Consider the following 17919-nt stretch of genomic DNA (forward strand, 5'->3'; position numbering starts at 1 on the left):
AGGGCAGGCTTCCTCCATGTACTTCGTCGGGGTCGACCTCGCCTGGGGCGAGCGCAGGCCCACCGGTCTGGCCGTGCTGGACGACGCCGGCCGGCTGGTGCACGTCTCGGCGGCCACGAGCGACGACGACATCGTCGCGGCGCTGGGGCCGTACGTCGACGACGACTGCCTCGTCGCGATCGATGCGCCGCTGATCGTCAACAACGCGAGCGGGAACCGTCCTGCCGAGGCCCAGCTCAACGCTGACTTCGCTCGGTTCGACGCCGGGGCGCACCCGTCCAACACCGGCAAGCCGGAGTTCCGGGAGCAGCCGCGCGGCGCCCGGATCGCGGCGCGGCTCGGGCTGGACATGAACCCGCGGTCGGGGCGCGCCCGCCGCGCGATCGAGGTCTATCCGCACCCGGCCACGGTCGCACTCTTCCGGCTCGGCCGGACTCTCAAGTACAAGAACAAGCCCGGGCGCGACCTCGCCCAGCTGCGCGCCGAGCTCATGGTGCTGCTCGACCTCCTGGAGTCCCGCGTCACCGCCGACCCGCCCCTCGTGGTCGAGAGCCCCGGCGAGGAGCGGCCCGGGTCCTGGCAGGCGCTGCGCAGTGCCGTGGAGAGCGCGCAGCGCAAGAGCGAGCTGCGCGTCGTCGAGGACCAGGTCGATGCGGTCGTGTGCGCCTACGTGGCGCTGTTCGCGACCCGCAGCCCTGAGCGGACGACGACGTACGGCGACTTCGAGACCGGCTACATCGTGACGCCGACGCTGCCCGCGGACCTGACGCCGACGCCCCGCCCGCGCCGCGCCACCGCGATCACCGACCCCGACGCCGCCGTCCGGGAGTACGCCCGGAAGCAGCCGCAGCGGGCGCGCGCCACCGATCAGTTCGTGCAGCTGGTCACGGCGATCCTCGACGACGCGGGCATCAACTACCTGACCGTGACGGGGCGGGCGAAGTCCGTCTCGTCGTTCGCGACCAAGGCGGCCCGCGCGGTCGACGGTCGGCGCGTCTTCCTCGACCCGCTGCAGGACATCACCGACCAGATCGGGATCCGCGTCATCACCTACGTGCACAGCGACGTGCAGGCGGTGGTCGACCTCCTCAGCGACCAGGTCATCGTGCACGACGACCGGGACATGGGTCGGGAGACCGCGGACGAGGGCCGCTTCGGCTACGCCAGCCGACACCTGCTCGTCAGCCTCGACCCCGCCCGGGAGACCCCGGACGCCTACGACCTGCTGCCCGACCGCCAGGCGCAGGTCCAGATCCGCACGGTGCTCCAGCACGCCTGGGCGGAGTTCGAGCACGACATCCGCTACAAGGGCACCATCCCGTCCGAGCACGTGCCCGAGTTCGACCGCCGGTTCACCCTGGCGGCCGGTCTCCTCGAGCTCGCCGACCGGGAGTTCTCCGCGATCCGGGACCGACTCCGGGAGGGGATGACCGGGACCCAGCTCGAGCCGATGGACGACGACCCGCGGATCAGCCCCCGGGAGCTGGCGGCCTTCCTCGCCGGGCAGTACGCCGACGCCGGCTGGTCGCGTATCGAGCACTACGCCTGGATCTCCACCCTGGTCCTCGAGCTGGGCATCGCATCCCTGGTCGAGCTCGCCACCTGCCTGCGCTCGGTGGACGAGGAGACCCTGGCCGCTCGGATGGAGTACCGCTACCCGCCCGGTGCGGTACGCCGGCTCGACGACGCCCTGCTGTGGGCCTACGGCGACACGTACGTCGATCTCGGAGGCAACGCCCACCGCCACCAGGCCCTTCGCGAGAGACTCGCGAAGATGCGCGGGGCGTGATCAGACCCCGTCGAGCCGGCGCATCGCCGCGATGACCAGGGCGAGCTCCCCGAGGGCGTCGGACGCGTCGAGGTCGACCTCGGCGTCGATCACCCAGTCGTGGTCGCCGGCCGGGTCGGCGAGGGTCTGCCGGACGTGCCGGACACGGCGCCCGTCGACGACCTCGTCCCTCGTCACCAGGTACGCCGGTCCGCGGGCGTCCCCGGCGAGCAGCACGTCGTCGTGGTCGGTGAAGTAGGCCTCCAGCGCCGCGTCCCAGGCGGCTGCGTCCATCGCCGGCTCGCGCGGAGGGTCGAACCGCCCGGCGTCGGTCCGGTCGAGGGCCGCGAGGCCGCGGACGTCGTCGCGCGCCACCAGCTCGACACGGCGCCACAGGGCGTTGCGGACCATGACCGCGAACGCCCGCGTCTGCTGACTGATCGGCCGCGGCGGGGGCGGCGGCTCGTGGTGCGCCACGTCGGGCCGGGCGTGGGCCGGGTCGGCCAGCGCCTCCCACTCGTCGAGCAGCGACGAGTCGGTCTGCCGGACGGTCTCCCCCAGCCACTCGATGAGGTCCTCGAGCGACGGCGTGCGGTGTGCCTCCGGCACGGTGTGCAGGAAGGTCTTGTAGGCGTCGGTGAGATAGCGGAGCACCAGCCCCTCCGACCGGGCCAGCTGGTAGCGGCCGACGAAGTCGGTGAACGTCATGCCCTGCTCGTACATCTTACGCACGATCGACTTCGGGCCGAGCGCATCCTCCGGCAGCCACGGGTGCGACTGCCGGTAGGTCTCGTAGAGCCCCTCGAGGAGCTCGGAGAGCGGCTGCGGCCACGTGATCTCCTCGAGCAGGGCCATCCGCTCGTCGTACTCCAGCCCGTCGGCCTTCATCTCCGCGATCGCCTCACCGCGAGCGGCGTGCTGCTGGGCGAACAGGATCTGCCGCGGCGCCTCCAGCACGGACTCGACGACCGAGACCACCTCGACGGTGTGGTCGGGGCTCTCGTGGTCGAGCACGTCGAGCGCGGCCAGCGCGAAGTGCGCCAGTGGCTGGTTCAGGGCGAAGTCCGCCGGAAGGTCCTCGGTCAGCGCGTAGCGCCGTCCGAGCGCGTCCGGCGACGCGAGCCGGGTGAGCACACCCGACGCGAGCAGCGACCTGGCCAACCGCAACGCCCGGCGTGCGAGCCGCAGCTGCGTGCGGCGGTCCTCGTGGTTGTCGGTCAGCAGCCGCCGCAGGACCGCGAAGGCGTCCTCCTCGCGGGCGACGACGTTGAGGATCATCGCGTTGTCGACCTTCATCCGCGACTGCAGCGGCTCGGGCCGACCCTCGACCAGCTTCGTGAACGTCGCCTCGGTCCACACGACCGTGCCCTCGGGCGGCTTCCGCAGCTGCGCCTTCGAGTTCTTCTTCCCGGCAGCCTGCCGCTCGACGGCCTTCGCCTTGGCCTTCTCGTTCTCGATGACGTGCTCCGGCGCCTGGACCACGACGTAGCCGGCGGTGTCGTAGCCCGCACGCCCTGCGCGACCGGCGATCTGCAGGAACTCGCGGGTGCGGAGCACGCGCTGGCGCTGGCCGTCGTACTTGGCGAGACCGGTGAACAGCACCGTGCGGATCGGGACGTTGATGCCGACACCGAGGGTGTCGGTGCCGCAGATGACGCGCAGGAGGCCGGCCTGGGCGAGCTGCTCCACGAGCCGGCGATAGCGGGGCAGCATCCCCGCGTGGTGCACGCCGATGCCCTTGCGCAGCAGGCCGCCGAGGGTCTTGCCGAACCCGGCCCCGAACCGTACGCCGGCCAGGCGCTCCTTGAGCTCCGCCGACGCTCCGCCGCCGACCCAGCCGGCCTTCACCAGCGAGGTGGCATGCTCGACGGCCGCGGCCTGCGTGAAGTGCACGACGTAGACCGGACCCTGGCCGGTCGTGACCAGCTCCTCCAGCGTCTCGTCGAGGGGCGTGAGCGACCAGGTGAACGTCAGCGGCACGGGCCGCTCGGCCTCGTCGACGACGGCCGTCTCGCGCCCGGTGCGCCGGGTCAGGTCGCCGGCGATCTCCGTCATGTCGCCCAGCGTCGCGGACATCAGCAGGAACTGAGCCTGGGGCAGCTCGAGGAGCGGCACCTGCCAGGCCCAGCCGCGGTCCGGCTCCCCGTAGTAGTGGAACTCGTCCATCACCACGAGCCCGATGTCGGCCGCCGCGCCCTCGCGCAGCGCGATGTTGGCGAGCACCTCGGACGTGCAGCAGATGACCGGCGCGTCGGCGTTCACCGCTGCGTCGCCGGTGAGCATCCCGACGTTGTCAGCCCCGAGGACCTCGCACAGGTCGAAGAACTTCTCGCTGACCAGCGCCTTGATCGGCGCGGTGTAGAACGACACCCGGTCCGTCGCGAGGGCGGCGGCATGGGCGCCCAGGGCGACCAGCGACTTGCCCGATCCGGTCGGGGTCGCGAGCACCACGTTGCTCCCGCCGAGGAGCTCGATGATCGCCTCGTCCTGGTGCGGGTAGAGCGCCAGCCCGCGCGACGAGGCGTACGACGCCACGGCGTCGTACACCTCGTCGGGCGACGCTCCGGGTGCGGGCACCCAGGCGCCCGCGGTGATGCCGGTGGTGGGGACGGTCGACGTCAGGCGAGAACCTCGTCGAGTGTGGCCGCCGCGATGCCGACCGCGGCGCCGACCGGCGCGTTGGTGAGCTGGCCGGCGTGGGTGTTGAGACCCAGGGCGAGCGAGTGGTCGTCGCGGCACGCCTGCGCCCAACCCTTGTCGGCCAGCGCGACGACGTACGGCAGGGTCGCGTTGGTCAGGGCGTAGGTCGAGGTGTTCGGGACGGCGCCAGGCATGTTGGCCACACAGTAGAACGTCGAGTTGTGCACCTGGTACGTCGGGTCGTCGTGCGTGGTCGCGTGGGAGTCCTCGAAGCAGCCGCCCTGGTCGATCGCGATGTCGACGAGGACCGAGCCGGGCTTCATGCGCGACACCAGCTCGTTGGTCACCAGCTTCGGCGCGGCGGCACCCGGGATCAGCACGGCGCCGATGACCAGGTCGGCCTGGGTGACCTGCTCCTCGATCGCCAGCTTCGACGAGGCGAGGCCGTGGACGCGGTTGTTGTAGCGCCAGAACGACATCCGCAGCTTGTCGAGGTCGGTGTCGAGCAGGGTGACGTCGGCACCCATGCCGAGCGCGATGTTGGCGGCGTTCTGACCGGACACACCGGCGCCGATGATGACGACCTTGGCGTTCGCCACGCCGCCGACGCCGCCGAGAAGCACGCCACGGCCACCCTGCGCCTTGAGCAGGGAGTAGGCACCGACCTGCGGCGCGAGGCAGCCGGCCACCTCGGACATCGGGTAGAGCAGCGGGAGCCCGCCGCTGGGCAGCTGCACGGTCTCGTAGGCGATGCCGGTGACCTTCTTGGCCAGCAGCTCCTCGGTGAGCGGCTTGTCAGCGGCGAGGTGGAGGTAGGTGAAGAGGGTCAGGCCGTCGCGGAGACGGTGGTACTCCTCCGCGACCGGCTCCTTGACCTTGAGGACCGTGTCAGCGCTGCCCCAGACCTCGTCGGCGGAGTCGAGGATCTTGGCGCCGGCCGCCTCGAACTCGGCGTCGGGGATCTGCGAGCCGAGCCCGGCACCGCGCTCGACGACCACCTCGTGGCCACGCGAGGTGAGCTCGTGCACGCCGACAGGCGTGATCGCCACGCGGTACTCGTGGTTCTTGACTTCCTTGGGCACGCCGATCTTGGTCATGAGGCGATTCTCGTTCGGATCTTCGGCGTGCCGCCAGAGCGCTGAACAAGATTCGTTAGATTACTCACATGGCCGCCGAACCTTCGCCCCGTGACGCCACCGCCGCAGGTCGTCCGAACGATCTTCGGAGTCGGGCGGTGCTCGATCGCGCCGGGATCGTCGCGCCGGTCCTCGACGAGATCGACCGGATCCTGCTGGCCGAGCTCTCGGCCGACGCACGACAGCCCAACAACGCACTCGCAGCGAAGGCAGGCATCGCACCGTCGACCTGTCTGGGCCGGATCCGGGCACTGCGCGAGTCGGGCGTCGTACGCGGTTTCCACGCCGACATCGACCCCGCCCTGGCGGGACGGCCGCTCCAGGCGATGATCGCCGTGCGCATGCACGGTCACGCCCGCGGGCGGCTGGAGGCCTTCATGCGGCACCTCGCCGGCCTCCCGGGCGTGCTCAACGTGTTCCTCCTCGGCGGCGGACACGACTTCTTCGTCCACGTCGCGGCGGCGGGCACCGACGGACTCAACGCCTTCGTCATCGAGCATCTCTCGAGCAACCCCGACGTGGCGCTGACCGAGACCAACCTGATCTTCCAGCACGCCCGGGCGACGCGCTGGACCTGAGCCGCGCCGTCGACTCGGAGTGCGTCAGCGAGCGCGCGGGTGCGCGGCCGCGAACACCTCGCGCAGGTTGTCCACGGTGACCAGCGTGTAGATCTGCGTCGTCGTCACCGACGCGTGCCCCAGCAGCTCCTGCACGACCCGGACGTCGGCCCCGCCGTCGAGCAGGTGCGTCGCGAAGGAGTGGCGCAGGGTGTGCGGCGAGACGTCGTGGGTGACGCCGGCCCTGTCCGCGGCTCGCACCAGCACCGTCCAAGCGGACTGCCGGGAGAGCCTGCCGCCGCGCGCGTTGAGGAAGAGCGCTCCCCCGGCCCCGCCCACGCTGGCCAGCTCCGGCCGGCCGCGTACGAGGTAGGCCTCGACCGCCGTACGGGCGTAGGAGCCGATCGGGACGAGCCGCTGCTTGCCGCCCTTGCCCCGGAGCAGCACGGCGCCGTCCACGAGGTCGACGTCGTCGACGTCGAGGCCGACCGCCTCCGAGATCCGGGCCCCGGTGCCGTAGAGCACCTCGAGCAGGGCGCGGTCGCGCAGCGCGAGTGTCGTGCCAGGGGCTCCGGCCGTGTCGAGAATGGCCTCCACGTCGGCGAGCGGCAGGGCCTTGGGCAGCCGTTTCGCGGGCCTCGGGGGCCGTACGCCGGCCGCCGGGTCCGTCGCCACGAGCCCGTCGGCCGCGGCGAACTTGTGGAAGCCGCGCACGGCGACCACCGTCCGGGCGGCCGAGCTCGCACCGAGCGGCGGATAGTCACCGTCGCCCTCGCGAAGTCGCGCCAGGAAGTCGGTCACCGTCGCCTCCGCGACCTGACCGAGATCGGTCACGCCCACCGCGCCCAGGTACTCCTGGTAGCGCCGCAGGTCGCGCCTGTAAGACGCGAGCGTGTTCGCCGCGACGCCGCGCTCGACGGTGAGGTGGTCGAGGTAGGCCCGCACAGCGCGGCTGACCGCACCCGCCTCGGTCATCGGCGGGCGCCGACGAGTCCGCGCGCGTGCGCGCACAGCACGGCCACGATGACCGGCGCGTCCGTGACACGCCCGTCGAGCACCGCCGCGAGCAGGTCGTCGAACGGCACGCGGAAGACCTCCATGTCGGCCTCCTCGTGCAGGAGCTCGAAGTCGCCGCGGTCGGCCTCGCTCAGCCCCCGCGCCAGGTAGTAGTGGATGAGCTCGGCCGAGATGCCCGGCGAGGAGTACGCCGACGTCAGGTGCGTCCACTCGGTGGCGGCGAGCAGCGCCTCCTCGCGGAGCTCACGCCTCGCCACCTCGAGCGGGTCCTCGCCATCGGAGTCGCACAGACCGGCGGGCAGCTCCACGAAGCGCCGACGCGCCGCGTGACGGTACTGCGAGACGACGACGACCTGCTCGTCGTCGTCCACCGCCAGCACGACGGCCGCGCCCGGATGCTCCAGCACGAGCCGCCGGAACGGCTCGCCCCCGGGATGCGACGGCGAGGTGACCAGGTCGGAGCGCAGCGCCACGATCCAGTCGTCGCGGTGCAGGTCCGTCGACCGTACGACGGGCCAGGACTCGTCGACGTCCTCGAGGCGGCTCACTTCGTCTCGGGCTCCGCCACGGCCTCCGGCTCGGGCTCCCGGTGCAGCTTCGACTCGTCGATCGGGAAGCGCTGCTCCTTCTGCCGGATGATCGCGGCGCCGACGAGCCCCCTGAACAGCGGGTGCGCCTTCGTCGGCCGCGACCGCAGCTCGGGGTGGGCCTGGGTCGCGATGTAGTAGGGGTGCACGTCGCGCGGCAGCTCGACGAACTCCACCAGGTTGTTGTCCGGCGACGTGCCGGAGAAGACCATGCCGGCCTCCTCGAGCTGGTCGCGGTAGGCGTTGTTGACCTCGTAGCGGTGCCGGTGACGCTCCTGGATCTCGGCCGAGTCGTAGACCTCGCGGGCGATCGAGCCCGGCTTGAGGTCGGCCGGGTAGAGGCCGAGCCGCATGGTGCCGCCGAGGTCTCCGGCGCCCTCGACGAAGGCGAGCTGCTCGGCGATGGTGGCGATCACGGGCTCCGGGGTGTCGGCGTCGAACTCCGTCGAGCCGGCCTTCTCCAGGCCGAGCACCTGTCGGGAGTACTCGATCACCATGCACTGCAGGCCCAGGCAGATGCCGAGGGTCGGGATGCCGTGGGTCCGCGCGTAGGTCAGCGCGCCCAGCTTGCCCTCGAGTCCCCGGATGCCGAACCCGCCAGGCACCAGGACGGCGTCCACGTCGTGCAGGTTCTTCTGCGCGCCCGCCGGCGTCTCGCAGTCGTCGGACCGGATCCAGCGGATGTTGACCTTGGCCTCGTGGGCGAAGCCGCCCGCTCGCAGCGCCTCGGCGACCGAGAGGTAGGCGTCGGGCAGGTCGATGTACTTGCCGACCAGCGCGACGGTGACCTCCTCCTTCGGGTGGTGCACCCGGCGGAGCAGGTCGTCCCAGATCGTCCAGTCGACGTCGCGGAACGGAAGGCCGAGCTTGCGGACGACGTACGCGTCGAGACCCTCGCGGTGCAGCACCTTCGGGATGTCGTAGATGCTCGGCGCGTCGGCGGCGGTGACCACTGCCTCCTCGTCGACGTCGCACATCAGGGCGATCTTCGACTTGATGCTCTGCGGCAGCTCACGGTCGGCCCGGCACACCACCGCGTCGGGCTGCAGGCCGATCTGGCGCAGCGCGGCGACCGAGTGCTGGGTCGGCTTGGTCTTGAGCTCCTTCGACGGCCCGATGTAGGGCACGAGCGAGACGTGCACGAAGAAGACGTTGTCGCGCCCGATCTTCTGGCGCACCTGCCGAGCGGCCTCGAGGAACGGGAGCGACTCGATGTCGCCGACCGTGCCGCCGATCTCGGTGATGACCACGTCGACCCCGTCGCCGTGCATCGCCAGGATCCGGTCGACGATCTCGTTGGTGATGTGCGGGATGACCTGGACGGTCTCGCCGAGGTAGTCGCCTCGGCGCTCCTTCGCGATGACGTTGGAGTAGACCTGACCGGTGGTGACGTTCGCACTGCCGCTGAGGTCGGTGTCGAGGAAGCGCTCGTAGTGGCCGACATCCAGGTCGGTCTCGGCGCCGTCGTTGGTGACGAAGACCTCGCCGTGCTGGAACGGGTTCATCGTGCCGGGGTCCACGTTGAGGTACGGGTCGAGCTTCTGCATGGTCACGGTGAGACCGCGCGACCGGAGCAGACGGCCGAGGCTGGAAGCCGTCAGACCCTTCCCGAGTGAGGAGGCGACGCCTCCGGTGACGAAAACATGCTTGGTCTGGGCGCCCGACTTCATGGACCTCAATGCTATCCGACCGGGACCGGTCCATCGATTCCGGACGCGCCGAAGCTTCCGTTGCCTCCGGTGATCTGCCGCACGAGAGCGAGTACGGCGGCCACCCGGCCCGCGGCCGCCTCGACCCCGTCGACCGTCGCCACGGGCGCCTTCCGGTCCCGGAGCGACCGGATGTCGCCGCTCCGGGTGCGGCCCACGACAACGACGCCGTGCGCCTGGGTCGCGACGCCTTGCACGAAACCGTTGACGATCGCGTCGTCGAGGTCGTGGCCGAGCACCACGAGGACCAGCGGGGCGACACCGGCGCTCCCGACGTCGTTGGTCAGCTTGGCCGCCTTGAGGCTCTCCCGCACGGTGCTCGCCGGTGCGGCCGGGGCTGCGGAAGCCGCACCCGTCGTGGCGACCGCGAGGCCGACCAGGCTGCCCATCCGCGGGTAGGTGGTCAGCGCCGGGTCGGCCAGGCTCGGGACCTGCGCGGCGAGCTGCGTGGCGAGCTGGGAGCCCATCGTGTCGACGAGGGTCTTCTGGCCCGGCGCGGTCAGCGCGTCGGTCAGGTCGGTCCGGCTCGAGACGGTGCCACCCGCCGCCACGACCTGGTCGACGAGCGCCTTCACCGTGGCCGGGGCGACGCCCGGCGTGGTCACGACGGCGACGCTCTGCTTGGCGAGTCGGTGGGCGTAGAGCGCCGGTGCGACGGTGCTCGCGAACGTGGCGTCGAGCGCCGAGGACGTCCGCGTGCGTGGGTGCGTGCCCGATGCCGCGGTGCTCCGGTCGTCGAGCGGCCCGGCGCCGAGCGCGACGCCGGCCCCCAGCGCGAAGAGGACGCTGAGCAGCGGGATCAGCCGCCTCATCGGATCAGCTCCGTCAGCTGCTGCGCCCAGTCGTGGCCGACCGCCGTGGTCGCGATGGACGCCCCGACAGCGGCCAGCCCCGCCAGCACCGACAGCGCGACGTGCCACGGACGGACGCGGCCCGTGTACAGCAGCGGGAGCGCGGCGGCGTCCACCAGACGCGGACCGAGCACGAGGCGGGTCAGGTAGCTGCCTGCCAGCCCGGAGCCCCGACGGTCGAGGAAGTCCTCCAGCGTCGCGGTCAGGCCGACCCCGACCACGAGGCTGGGCCGGCCGGCGTTGGTCACCAGCAGCGCGGCGTCCTCGGTCGAGACGGTGGTCGCCATGACGTGCGGCGCGATCCCCATCCGGGCCAGCCCTTCGGTGACGCCCGGCGCGGCGTCCGCCCGCTGGACGACGACCACGTCTCGGGCCCCGCGCAGCACCTTGGCCTCGGGCAGGGACTCGGTGCCGGACAGCATGACGACGTCGGCCTTCACGCCCGCCTTGCGCAGCTTCTGGGCGGCAGCGTCGACCGCGACGACGACCGGTCGCTGCTCGCGCACGAAGCGCTTGATCCGACCCAGGTCGGCCGAGCGGGCCTGCGCCACGACGACCGCCGCACGCTCGTCGAGGGGCGTGTGCAGCATCGGGATCCCCGCACCGTTGAGGAGCACGTCCTCCTCGCGGCGCAGCAGCTCGACGCTGTTGTGCGTGAACGTCTCCAGCTGGGCGGCGAGGCCGGCCCGCGCCTGCACCATCGCGAGACGTACGTCGTCGAGATCGAGCGCGCGGCCCTCGGCGACCAGCTGGTTGCCGTCGTAGAGGCCACCGTCACGGATCGTGACCTCCTCGGTCTCCGCCAACCGGGCGAACGCCGAGCCGCCCACACCCTCGATGAGGAGGACACCGGCCTCGGCCAGGATCTCCGGGCCGAGGTTGGCGTAGCGTCCGGAGATCATCGACTGCGCGTTGACGACCGCGACGACACGCGCGTCGAGCAGCGCCCGAGCGGTGCCCTGGTCCAGGTCGAGGTGGTCGATGACCGCGACGTCGCCCGGCTCGAGGCGCGCGAGCAGTGCACGCGTCGGTCGCCCGGTGCGGACGGCACCGCGGACGCCGGTCACGGTGTCGGTGGCAGTGGAGGAGCGGAGGGGAAGTCTCATGACTGCTTCATCCTCACATCCGGACCGGGCCCGATCCGGCAGCCCTCGCGTCGGCGTGTCAGCGCGCGGCGCGGGCGACCTCGAGCAGCTCGCGGGCGTGGGCGAGCGCCGTGTCGGAGTCGGTCAGCCCGGCGAGCATCCGCGAGAGCTCGCGCTCCCGTCCTGCGTCGTCGAGCAGCGTCAGGCCCGAGCTCGTCACGCTGCCGTCGCTCGACTTCTCGACGACCACGTGCTGGTCGGCGTACGCCGCGACCTGGGGCAGGTGCGTCACGACGAGGACCTGCGCCGACCGGGCCAGCTGTGCGAGGCGTCGGCCGACCTCGACCGCCGCCGCGCCACCGACCCCCGCGTCGACCTCGTCGAAGACGAAGGTCGGCACCGGGCTCGTGCCGGCCAACGCGACTTCGAGGGCGAGCATCACGCGCGAGAGCTCACCGCCCGACGCGCCCTTGTCCAAGGCCCGCGGGTCGGCCCCGGTGTTGGCGGCCAGCAGGAGCTCGACCTCGTCGACACCGGAGCTGCCGAACCGCAGCCACCGCTCCCCCACCTTCAGCGGCTCCCGTCCGGCGGCGGCAGGGGCCCCGCCGAGGTCGGTCTGCCGCACGGCGACGGAGAGCCGCGCGTGTGGCATCGCGAGCCGGGACAGCTCGTCGGTCACCTCGGCGGCCAGCTGCTCCGCCGCCCGCGTGCGCAGCTCGGAGAGCTCACCGGCGACGTCGCCCAGCTCCTCGCGCAGTCGCCTGCGCTCGGCCCGCAGCTCCTCGATCCGCTCGTCGGTGCCGTCGAGGTCGAGCAGGCGGCTCGCGGAGGTCGCGGACCAGGCGAGCACCTCGTCGATGCTGTCGCCGTACTTCCTGGTCAGCGCGGTCAGTGCCGCACGCCGCTCGGAGACACCGGCGAGGCGCGCGGGGTCCGTCTCGATGCGCGATGCGTACGACGACACGTCGGCCGCGACGTCGGAGAGCAGGTAGCTGACCTCGGCGAGCCGGTCGGCGAGCTCGCCGGCCTCCGCGTCGTGGTCGCGGACCCCGTCGAGCTGCCCCCGGGCCGTGCTCACCGCACCGAGTGCGTCCGGAGCCCCGTCCTCGCTGGACAGCACCTCGCGCGCCTGCTCGGCAGCCGTGCGCAGCGTGTCGGCGAAGCCCAGGCGCGACTCCTCGGCGGCGAGTGCGGCGTCCTCTCCAGGCTGCGGGTCGACCGCCTCGATCTCGGCGAGACCGAACCGGAGGAGGTCGGCCTCGCGGGCACGCTCGCGCTGGCTCGCGGTGACCTCGTCGAGCTCGGTCTCGACCTCCTGCAACCGGCGGTGGAGCGCCCGGTAGCGATCCAGCGCGTCGGCGACCGGAGCACCGCCGAAACGGTCCAGCGCGTCGCGCTGCGCGCGGGGTCGCAGCAGCCGGTGCTGGTCGGACTGACCGTGGACCGCGACCAGCGGCTCGGCGACGTCGGCCAACGTGGTCACCGGGACCGCCGCCCCGCCGACGAACGCCCGCGAGCGTCCCGCGCCGGTGGCGGTCTGGGCGGCGACGCTACGGGCCAGCACGACCCGCCCGTCCTCGACCTCGCCGCCGGCCTCGTCGACCGCCGCGCGGAAGTCCGTCAGCCTGGTGGCATCGACGATGCCCTCGACCCGGGCCGCGCGTGCGCCGTTGCGGACCGCCCCCGAGTCGGCGCGACCGCCGAGCAGCAGGCCGAGCGCCGTCACGATCATGGTCTTGCCGGCACCTGTCTCGCCGCTGATCACCGTCAGCCCCGGGCTGAGCTCGAGCACGGAGTCCTCGATCACGCCGAGCGAGGAGATCCTGATCTCCTCAAGCATCGCCACGCTCCCGGCGCAGTCGCTCGGCGGCTCCGCGCCAGCCATGGACGGGGAGGTCGAACTTCGCGACCAGGCGGTCGGTGAACGGCGCCTCGTGGAGCCGGACCAGGCGGACGGGCCGATCGCCGCGGGTCACCTCGATCCGTGCCCCGGGGGGCAGGTCGAAGGCACGTCGCCCGTCGCACCACAGCACGCCGGCCCCGTCGGTGCGGCTGATCACCTCGACCGCGAGCTCGGAGGTCGGGGCCACGACGAGCGGGCGCGCGAAGAGGGCGTGCGCACTGATGGGGACCATCAGCAGCGCCTCGACGCCCGGCCACACCACCGGGCCGCCGGCGCTGAAGTTGTAGGCGGTCGACCCTGTCGGCGTCGCGCAGACGACGCCGTCGCACCCGAACCGCGACAGCGGCCGGTCGTCGACCTCGATGATGACCTCGAGCATCCGCTCCCGGGCGGCCTTCTCGACGCTCGCCTCGTTGACGGCGAAGGTCCGGAAGACCTCCTCGCCGTCGGTGTAGACGCGCACGTCGAGCGTCAGCCGGTCCTCCGCGACGTAGCGGCGCTGCACGATCGCGTCGATGGTCGACTCGACGTCGTCGTACTCCGCCTCGGCGAGGAAGCCCACGTGTCCGAGGTTCACGCCCAGGACGGGCGTCCCGCTGGCGTGGGTCAGCTCGGCGGCCCGCAGGATCGTGCCGTCGCCGCCGATGACCAGGACGAGCTCGCAGCCCAGTGTGGTGTCGCCCTCCGACCGGGCGATCTCCACGCCGTCCTGCTCGGACCCTCGGATGCCGAGGTCGGCGGCCTCCGCCTCCGGCAGCCGGACGACCAGCCCGTGCCCCACGAGCGCCTTGCAGAACGCGCCGGCCACCTCGCGGGCCTCGGCGCGGCCGGTGTGGGTGAGCATCAGGACGCGGCGCACGTCGGGCTCGGGCGTCGGGTCTGTCACGGCTCCACCCTCTCATCCCCCACCGACGACCCGCGGGATCCGGCCGCCTCGGTGTCGTTGAGACCGACCTTGTCGTGGACCGCCTGCGCGATCGCGTCGGCGTCCACGGTGGCGTCGCCCTTGCGCAGCCACAGGAAGAACTCCACATTGCCCGAGGGCCCCGGCAGCGGACTCGTGGTCACCCCGCGTGCGCCCCAGCCGCGCGCGACCGCAGCCGCGGCGACGCCGTTGACAGCCTCGGCGCGCAGCGAGGAGTCGCGCACGACGCCGCCCTTGCCGACGCGCTCCTTGCCGACCTCGAACTGCGGCTTCACCATCAGCGCCAGGTCTCCGTCTGGCGCGGCCACACCGAGCAACGCGTCCAGCACGAGCGTGAGCGAGATGAACGACAGGTCGCCGACGATGACGTCGACCGTGCCGCCGATCAGCTCGGGCGTCAGCTCCCGGACGTTCGTCCGGTCGTGCACCACGACGCGGTCGTCCTGGCGGAGCTTCCAGGCGAGCTGCCCGTAGCCGACGTCGACCGCGACCACCTCCGCGGCGCCCCGGCGCAGCAGGACGTCGGTGAACCCTCCGGTCGATGCGCCGGCGTCGAGGCAGCGACGCCCGTCGACGGAGAGGCCCAGAGGCTCGAACGCGGCGAGGGCACCGGCGAGCTTGTGAGCACCCCGGGAGACGTAGTCGGGAGTCAGCGGGTCGTCCTTGACGACGATGGCCAGGTCCGTCGTGACTCCCGTCGCGGGCTTCGTGGCGACAGCGCCGGAGACGGTGACGCGACCCGCGGCGATCAGCTCGCTGGCGTGCTCCCGCGAACGGGCGAGGTGTCGACGGACGAGCTCGGCGTCGAGACGGAGACGGCGGGGCGGCACGGGTGTCCCCCGGTCAGGACGGCTCGTCGGCCTGGCCGTCGAGGGCCCGCCGCAGCCGCTCGTGGGCGCGCTCGAAGACGGCGACCTGCTCGTCGACCGGGAGGTCGGCGGCGGTGTCGACGTCGTCGAGGACGGCGTCGACCGCCGGCACACCCGTGCGCACCGGTTCGTCGCCGCCGTACGTCTGGTCCTCGGTCATGCGGCAGAGGCTACCGGGGCACGCTCAGTCGGCTCACGTCCGCCGGAGAGCCGGTCGTGTCGAGCCAGCCCCAGGCGGCGCTGGCGACCGCGCGCCACCAGTCGTCGACCGCTCCCTGGCCCGTGACGGTGATGCCGTCGGCACGTGCGACCGCCTCCCAGCCGCCGACCGCACAGCGACCGTCGCGCACGTCGACTGCGGGCTGCGGCACGAGCAGGCCACCGAGATCGGCCGAGATGTACGTCGGGCGCAGCTCTTCCGTCGCCGTCGCAAGCTCCTCCAACCCGGTGATCCCCGTGAGCACGAGCAGTGAGTCGATGCCCGCGGTGTGTCCGCCGGCGATGTCGGTGTCGAGCCTGTCGCCGACCATCAGCGGCCGGGTGCCACCGACCCGGCGGACCGTCTCGTCGAGCAGGGGCCGCGCGGGTTTGCCTGCGATGTCCGGCTCGACGTCGGTGAACCGGCGCAGCATCTCGACCATGACGCCATGACCCGGCGCCGTCCCGTACACGGTCGGGATCGTCATGTCGCTGTTGCTGGCGACCCACCAGAGCCCGTCACGCACACGCACCGCTGCCCGCATCACGTCGCGCCAGACCACATCGGGCCCGTATCCGGTGACGAGCGCTTCTGCGTCGTCCTCGACGCCGACGGGCACCAGCCCTTCCGCCGCGAGCGCCTCGACCAGTCCCTCGGCGCCGAGTGCGACCACCGGGACGCCTGCGCCGAGCCGGTCATGGAGCAGGCGAGCCGCCGCCTGCGCGGAGGTGACGACGTCGCGCGCGTCGGCCGGCACTCCGAGCTCGGTCAGATGCTCGGCGACGGCCTTCGGCGGGCGCGAGGCGTTGTTGGTGATGAACGCCAGCCGGTGACCCCTGCGACGCACGTCCTCGAGGTGCCGAGGCGCGCCCGGGACCGCGTGACCGCCGACGTAGACGACACCGTCGAGGTCGAGCATCAGGAGGTCGTAGACCTCGCACAACGGCTTCTCCGACGCGCCCAACATGGCCGCCACCCTAGTGCGCGTCAGCATCGCTGGTCGCATCACTAACATGGCCGGATGGACGCCAGCGACGTCGTCTCCCCGCCGTACCTCGCCGGCCCCTTCAGCCTCGACCCCTTTCGGGCGCAGCTGCTGCAGCCGTCGAGGATCGGCGATCCCGCCTCCAGACGCCTCTTCGCACGCCCGTTCCGATCGGTGGCCACCCGGCTGCAGCAGTGGGAGGACCACGGGCGTATCAGCACGGACCCGCACGCCGCGTTGTACCTGCACGAGTACACCTCCGGCGGGCACACCGTGCGCGGCATCGTCGGCACCCTCGAGCTGGCCCGGCGCACCACCAGCCGTGATGACAGCGTGGTGCTCCCCCATGAGGGCATCCACCCCGCCCAGGCCGACGAGCTCGCGGACCGGATGGAGGAGATGCACCTCAACCCCGCACCGATCCTCCTGGTCCACAACGGATCGACGAGGCTGCGCGCGCTGGTCGCGGCCATCGACTGCGAGCCCCCGACCCGGCAGTTCGAGGACGCCGGCGGGCAGCGTCACCGGCTCTGGGCCTGGCGCACGTCCGAGGAGATCGAGACGGTGCGGCACGAGCTCGCGAGCGTGCGGGCGCTCATCGCCGACGGGCACCATCGGTACGCCGCCTACCTCCGCATGCAGGCCCGGCGCCCGGGGACGGCCGCCGACTCCGGGCTCGCCATGCTCGTCGACCATCGCGACACGCCCCTACATCTGCGGGCCATCCATCGAGCGCTGGCCGGCGTGCACCTCGATGATGCGCTGACGGCCCTCCAGACGCTCGGGATCCACGCCGAGTTCCGGCCCCTCGCCACCACGGCCGAGCTCGACCCGGCGGCAGTCGGTCTGACGGACGGGCGGCGCTGGGCTCTCGCATACCTGCCACCACACCCGGGGACCGTCGTCGAGTTCGTCCACGACGTCCTGCTCCCGGCGCTCCCCCGCGGTCCTCACGGCGTGAGTCATCATCCTGACGCCGATGACGCCGTCGCTGCCGCGAGCCGACGGCACGGCACCGCCCTGCTGCTGCCACCACCGACCTTCGAGCAGGTGCTCGAAGCGGCGCTCGCCGGGCGCCTGCTGCCCGAGAAGGCCACGTCCTTCCAGCCCAAGCCGCATGTCGGCGTGATCATGCGCTCGCTGAGCGCCGGATGAGTCGGGCGGTCCGCACCTCGACCTCGACCCGCGAGCCCGCGCCGACGGCCGTCCGGAAGAACCGCCTGCGGACGTGGCCCGTCACGTCGACCACGTCGCCCGCTGACCACGCACGAACCGTACGAAGCAGGCGTCCGCCCCAGACGACGCAGTCGATGACGTCGATGCGTTGACGCCCGCGCTGTGACCCTGCCGGACGGTCGACGACGACTCGGAACTCGAGAAGTCCGTCACCACTCGGCAGCTCTCTGTGCTGCGGCGCCTTGCTCACTCGGCCGACGAGGCGAACCTCGTTCACCGCAGAGACGCTCCCCATCTTCGCCACCACGTCCATCACCTCATCTTCGCCACCACGTCCATCACCTCCTGAGGCCAAGCCAACAGGTCGGCACCGGCAGTCACTCGGATGCCGCGCCCGGGGTGTGCAGACACCGGTTCGGACACACGTTGTGAACGACGATCGGCCCGGAATGCCCGCCAACTCAAATGGCAACTCCAACCGAGCTGCTGAAGCCGGGCAGCTCAAGTCGGGA

Annotated in this window: 16 protein-coding genes; 3 read left to right on the top strand and 13 right to left on the bottom strand. The window is 72.1% G+C overall.

Going from position 1 to position 17919, the window contains the following annotated elements; translation table 11 throughout:
- Nucleotides 1-16 precede the first annotated feature (16 nt).
- The gene (locus ABD205_RS20715) at nt 17-1789 is read left to right on the top strand and encodes a DUF429 domain-containing protein (protein ID WP_344048178.1); all 1773 of its coding nucleotides are present in this window, start codon (nt 17-19) and stop codon (nt 1787-1789) included.
- On the opposite strand, the gene ABD205_RS20720 is transcribed toward ABD205_RS20715, so the two are convergent.
- Together ABD205_RS20720 and ald are read right to left on the bottom strand one after the other, a co-directional pair.
- Nucleotides 1790-4345 (bottom strand): DEAD/DEAH box helicase, encoded by a 2556-nt coding sequence (locus tag ABD205_RS20720; RefSeq protein WP_344048180.1) that lies wholly within the window; start codon nt 4343-4345, stop codon nt 1790-1792.
- A gap of 41 nt (nt 4346-4386) precedes the next feature.
- A complete protein-coding gene (gene ald, locus ABD205_RS20725) occupies nt 4387-5505 on the bottom strand; it encodes an alanine dehydrogenase (protein WP_344048182.1) in 1119 nt (372 codons plus the stop codon).
- A 137-nt stretch (nt 5506-5642) separates the two neighbouring features.
- Here ald and ABD205_RS20730 point away from each other — a divergent pair, with 137 nt between their 5' ends.
- Nucleotides 5643-6122, top strand: a complete 480-nt coding sequence (locus ABD205_RS20730) for an Lrp/AsnC family transcriptional regulator (RefSeq protein ID WP_344048184.1) — start codon at nt 5643-5645, stop codon at nt 6120-6122.
- 24 nt (nt 6123-6146) lie between these two features.
- On the opposite strand, the gene xerD is transcribed toward ABD205_RS20730, so the two are convergent.
- From xerD to ABD205_RS20780, 10 genes are read right to left on the bottom strand one after another with little or no spacing between them, the layout of a single operon-like run.
- Nucleotides 6147-7076 carry a site-specific tyrosine recombinase XerD gene (gene xerD, locus ABD205_RS20735; protein ID WP_344048186.1) on the bottom strand — a complete coding sequence of 310 codons (930 nt, stop codon included), beginning with the start codon at nt 7074-7076 and terminating at the stop codon, nt 6147-6149.
- The gene (locus ABD205_RS20740; protein WP_344048188.1) at nt 7073-7666 is read right to left on the bottom strand and encodes an NUDIX domain-containing protein; all 594 of its coding nucleotides are present in this window, start codon (nt 7664-7666) and stop codon (nt 7073-7075) included. The genes xerD and ABD205_RS20740 overlap by 4 nt, the downstream gene beginning before the upstream one ends.
- Nucleotides 7663-9375 (bottom strand): CTP synthase, encoded by a 1713-nt coding sequence (gene pyrG / locus ABD205_RS20745; protein WP_344048190.1) that lies wholly within the window; start codon nt 9373-9375, stop codon nt 7663-7665. Before pyrG ends, ABD205_RS20740 begins: the two co-directional genes overlap by 4 nt.
- An 11-nt stretch (nt 9376-9386) precedes the next feature.
- Complete coding sequence (locus ABD205_RS20750) at nt 9387-10226, bottom strand: copper transporter (protein WP_344048192.1); 840 nt, start codon at nt 10224-10226, stop codon at nt 9387-9389.
- On the bottom strand, nt 10223-11371 hold the full coding sequence (gene steA, locus ABD205_RS20755; RefSeq protein ID WP_344048194.1) for a putative cytokinetic ring protein SteA: 1149 nt from the start codon (nt 11369-11371) through the stop codon (nt 10223-10225). Before steA ends, ABD205_RS20750 begins: the two co-directional genes overlap by 4 nt.
- Nucleotides 11372-11429: 58 nt before the next feature.
- A complete protein-coding gene (recN, locus tag ABD205_RS20760) occupies nt 11430-13190 on the bottom strand; it encodes a DNA repair protein RecN (protein ID WP_344048195.1) in 1761 nt (586 codons plus the stop codon).
- Nucleotides 13183-14139: an NAD kinase gene (locus tag ABD205_RS20765; protein WP_344048196.1), complete on the bottom strand. Its 957-nt coding sequence runs from the start codon at nt 14137-14139 to the stop codon at nt 13183-13185. The genes recN and ABD205_RS20765 overlap by 8 nt, the downstream gene beginning before the upstream one ends.
- Nucleotides 14136-15008: a TlyA family RNA methyltransferase gene (locus ABD205_RS20770; RefSeq protein WP_344048198.1), complete on the bottom strand. Its 873-nt coding sequence runs from the start codon at nt 15006-15008 to the stop codon at nt 14136-14138. The genes ABD205_RS20765 and ABD205_RS20770 overlap by 4 nt, the downstream gene beginning before the upstream one ends.
- Before the next feature lie 13 nt (nt 15009-15021).
- Nucleotides 15022-15207 carry a hypothetical protein gene (locus tag ABD205_RS20775; RefSeq protein ID WP_344048199.1) on the bottom strand — a complete coding sequence of 62 codons (186 nt, stop codon included), beginning with the start codon at nt 15205-15207 and terminating at the stop codon, nt 15022-15024.
- Between the two features lie 10 nt (nt 15208-15217).
- Entirely contained in the window at nt 15218-16213 is a 996-nt protein-coding gene (locus ABD205_RS20780; RefSeq protein ID WP_344048201.1) for an HAD-IIA family hydrolase, read from the bottom strand.
- A 54-nt stretch (nt 16214-16267) separates the two neighbouring features.
- On the opposite strand from ABD205_RS20780, the gene ABD205_RS20785 reads away from it, so the two are divergent.
- Nucleotides 16268-17386: a DUF1015 family protein gene (locus ABD205_RS20785; protein WP_344048203.1), complete on the top strand. Its 1119-nt coding sequence runs from the start codon at nt 16268-16270 to the stop codon at nt 17384-17386.
- Here the strand turns inward: ABD205_RS20785 and ABD205_RS20790 are convergent.
- Nucleotides 17361-17720 (bottom strand): single-stranded DNA-binding protein, encoded by a 360-nt coding sequence (locus ABD205_RS20790; RefSeq protein ID WP_344048205.1) that lies wholly within the window; start codon nt 17718-17720, stop codon nt 17361-17363. The two genes, ABD205_RS20785 and ABD205_RS20790, sit on opposite strands and share 26 nt — an antisense overlap.
- Nucleotides 17721-17919 lie beyond the last annotated feature (199 nt).

It is taken from the genome of Nocardioides panacihumi (assembly GCF_039530925.1).
GTDB classification, from domain to species: Bacteria; Actinomycetota; Actinomycetes; order Propionibacteriales; family Nocardioidaceae; genus Nocardioides; species Nocardioides panacihumi.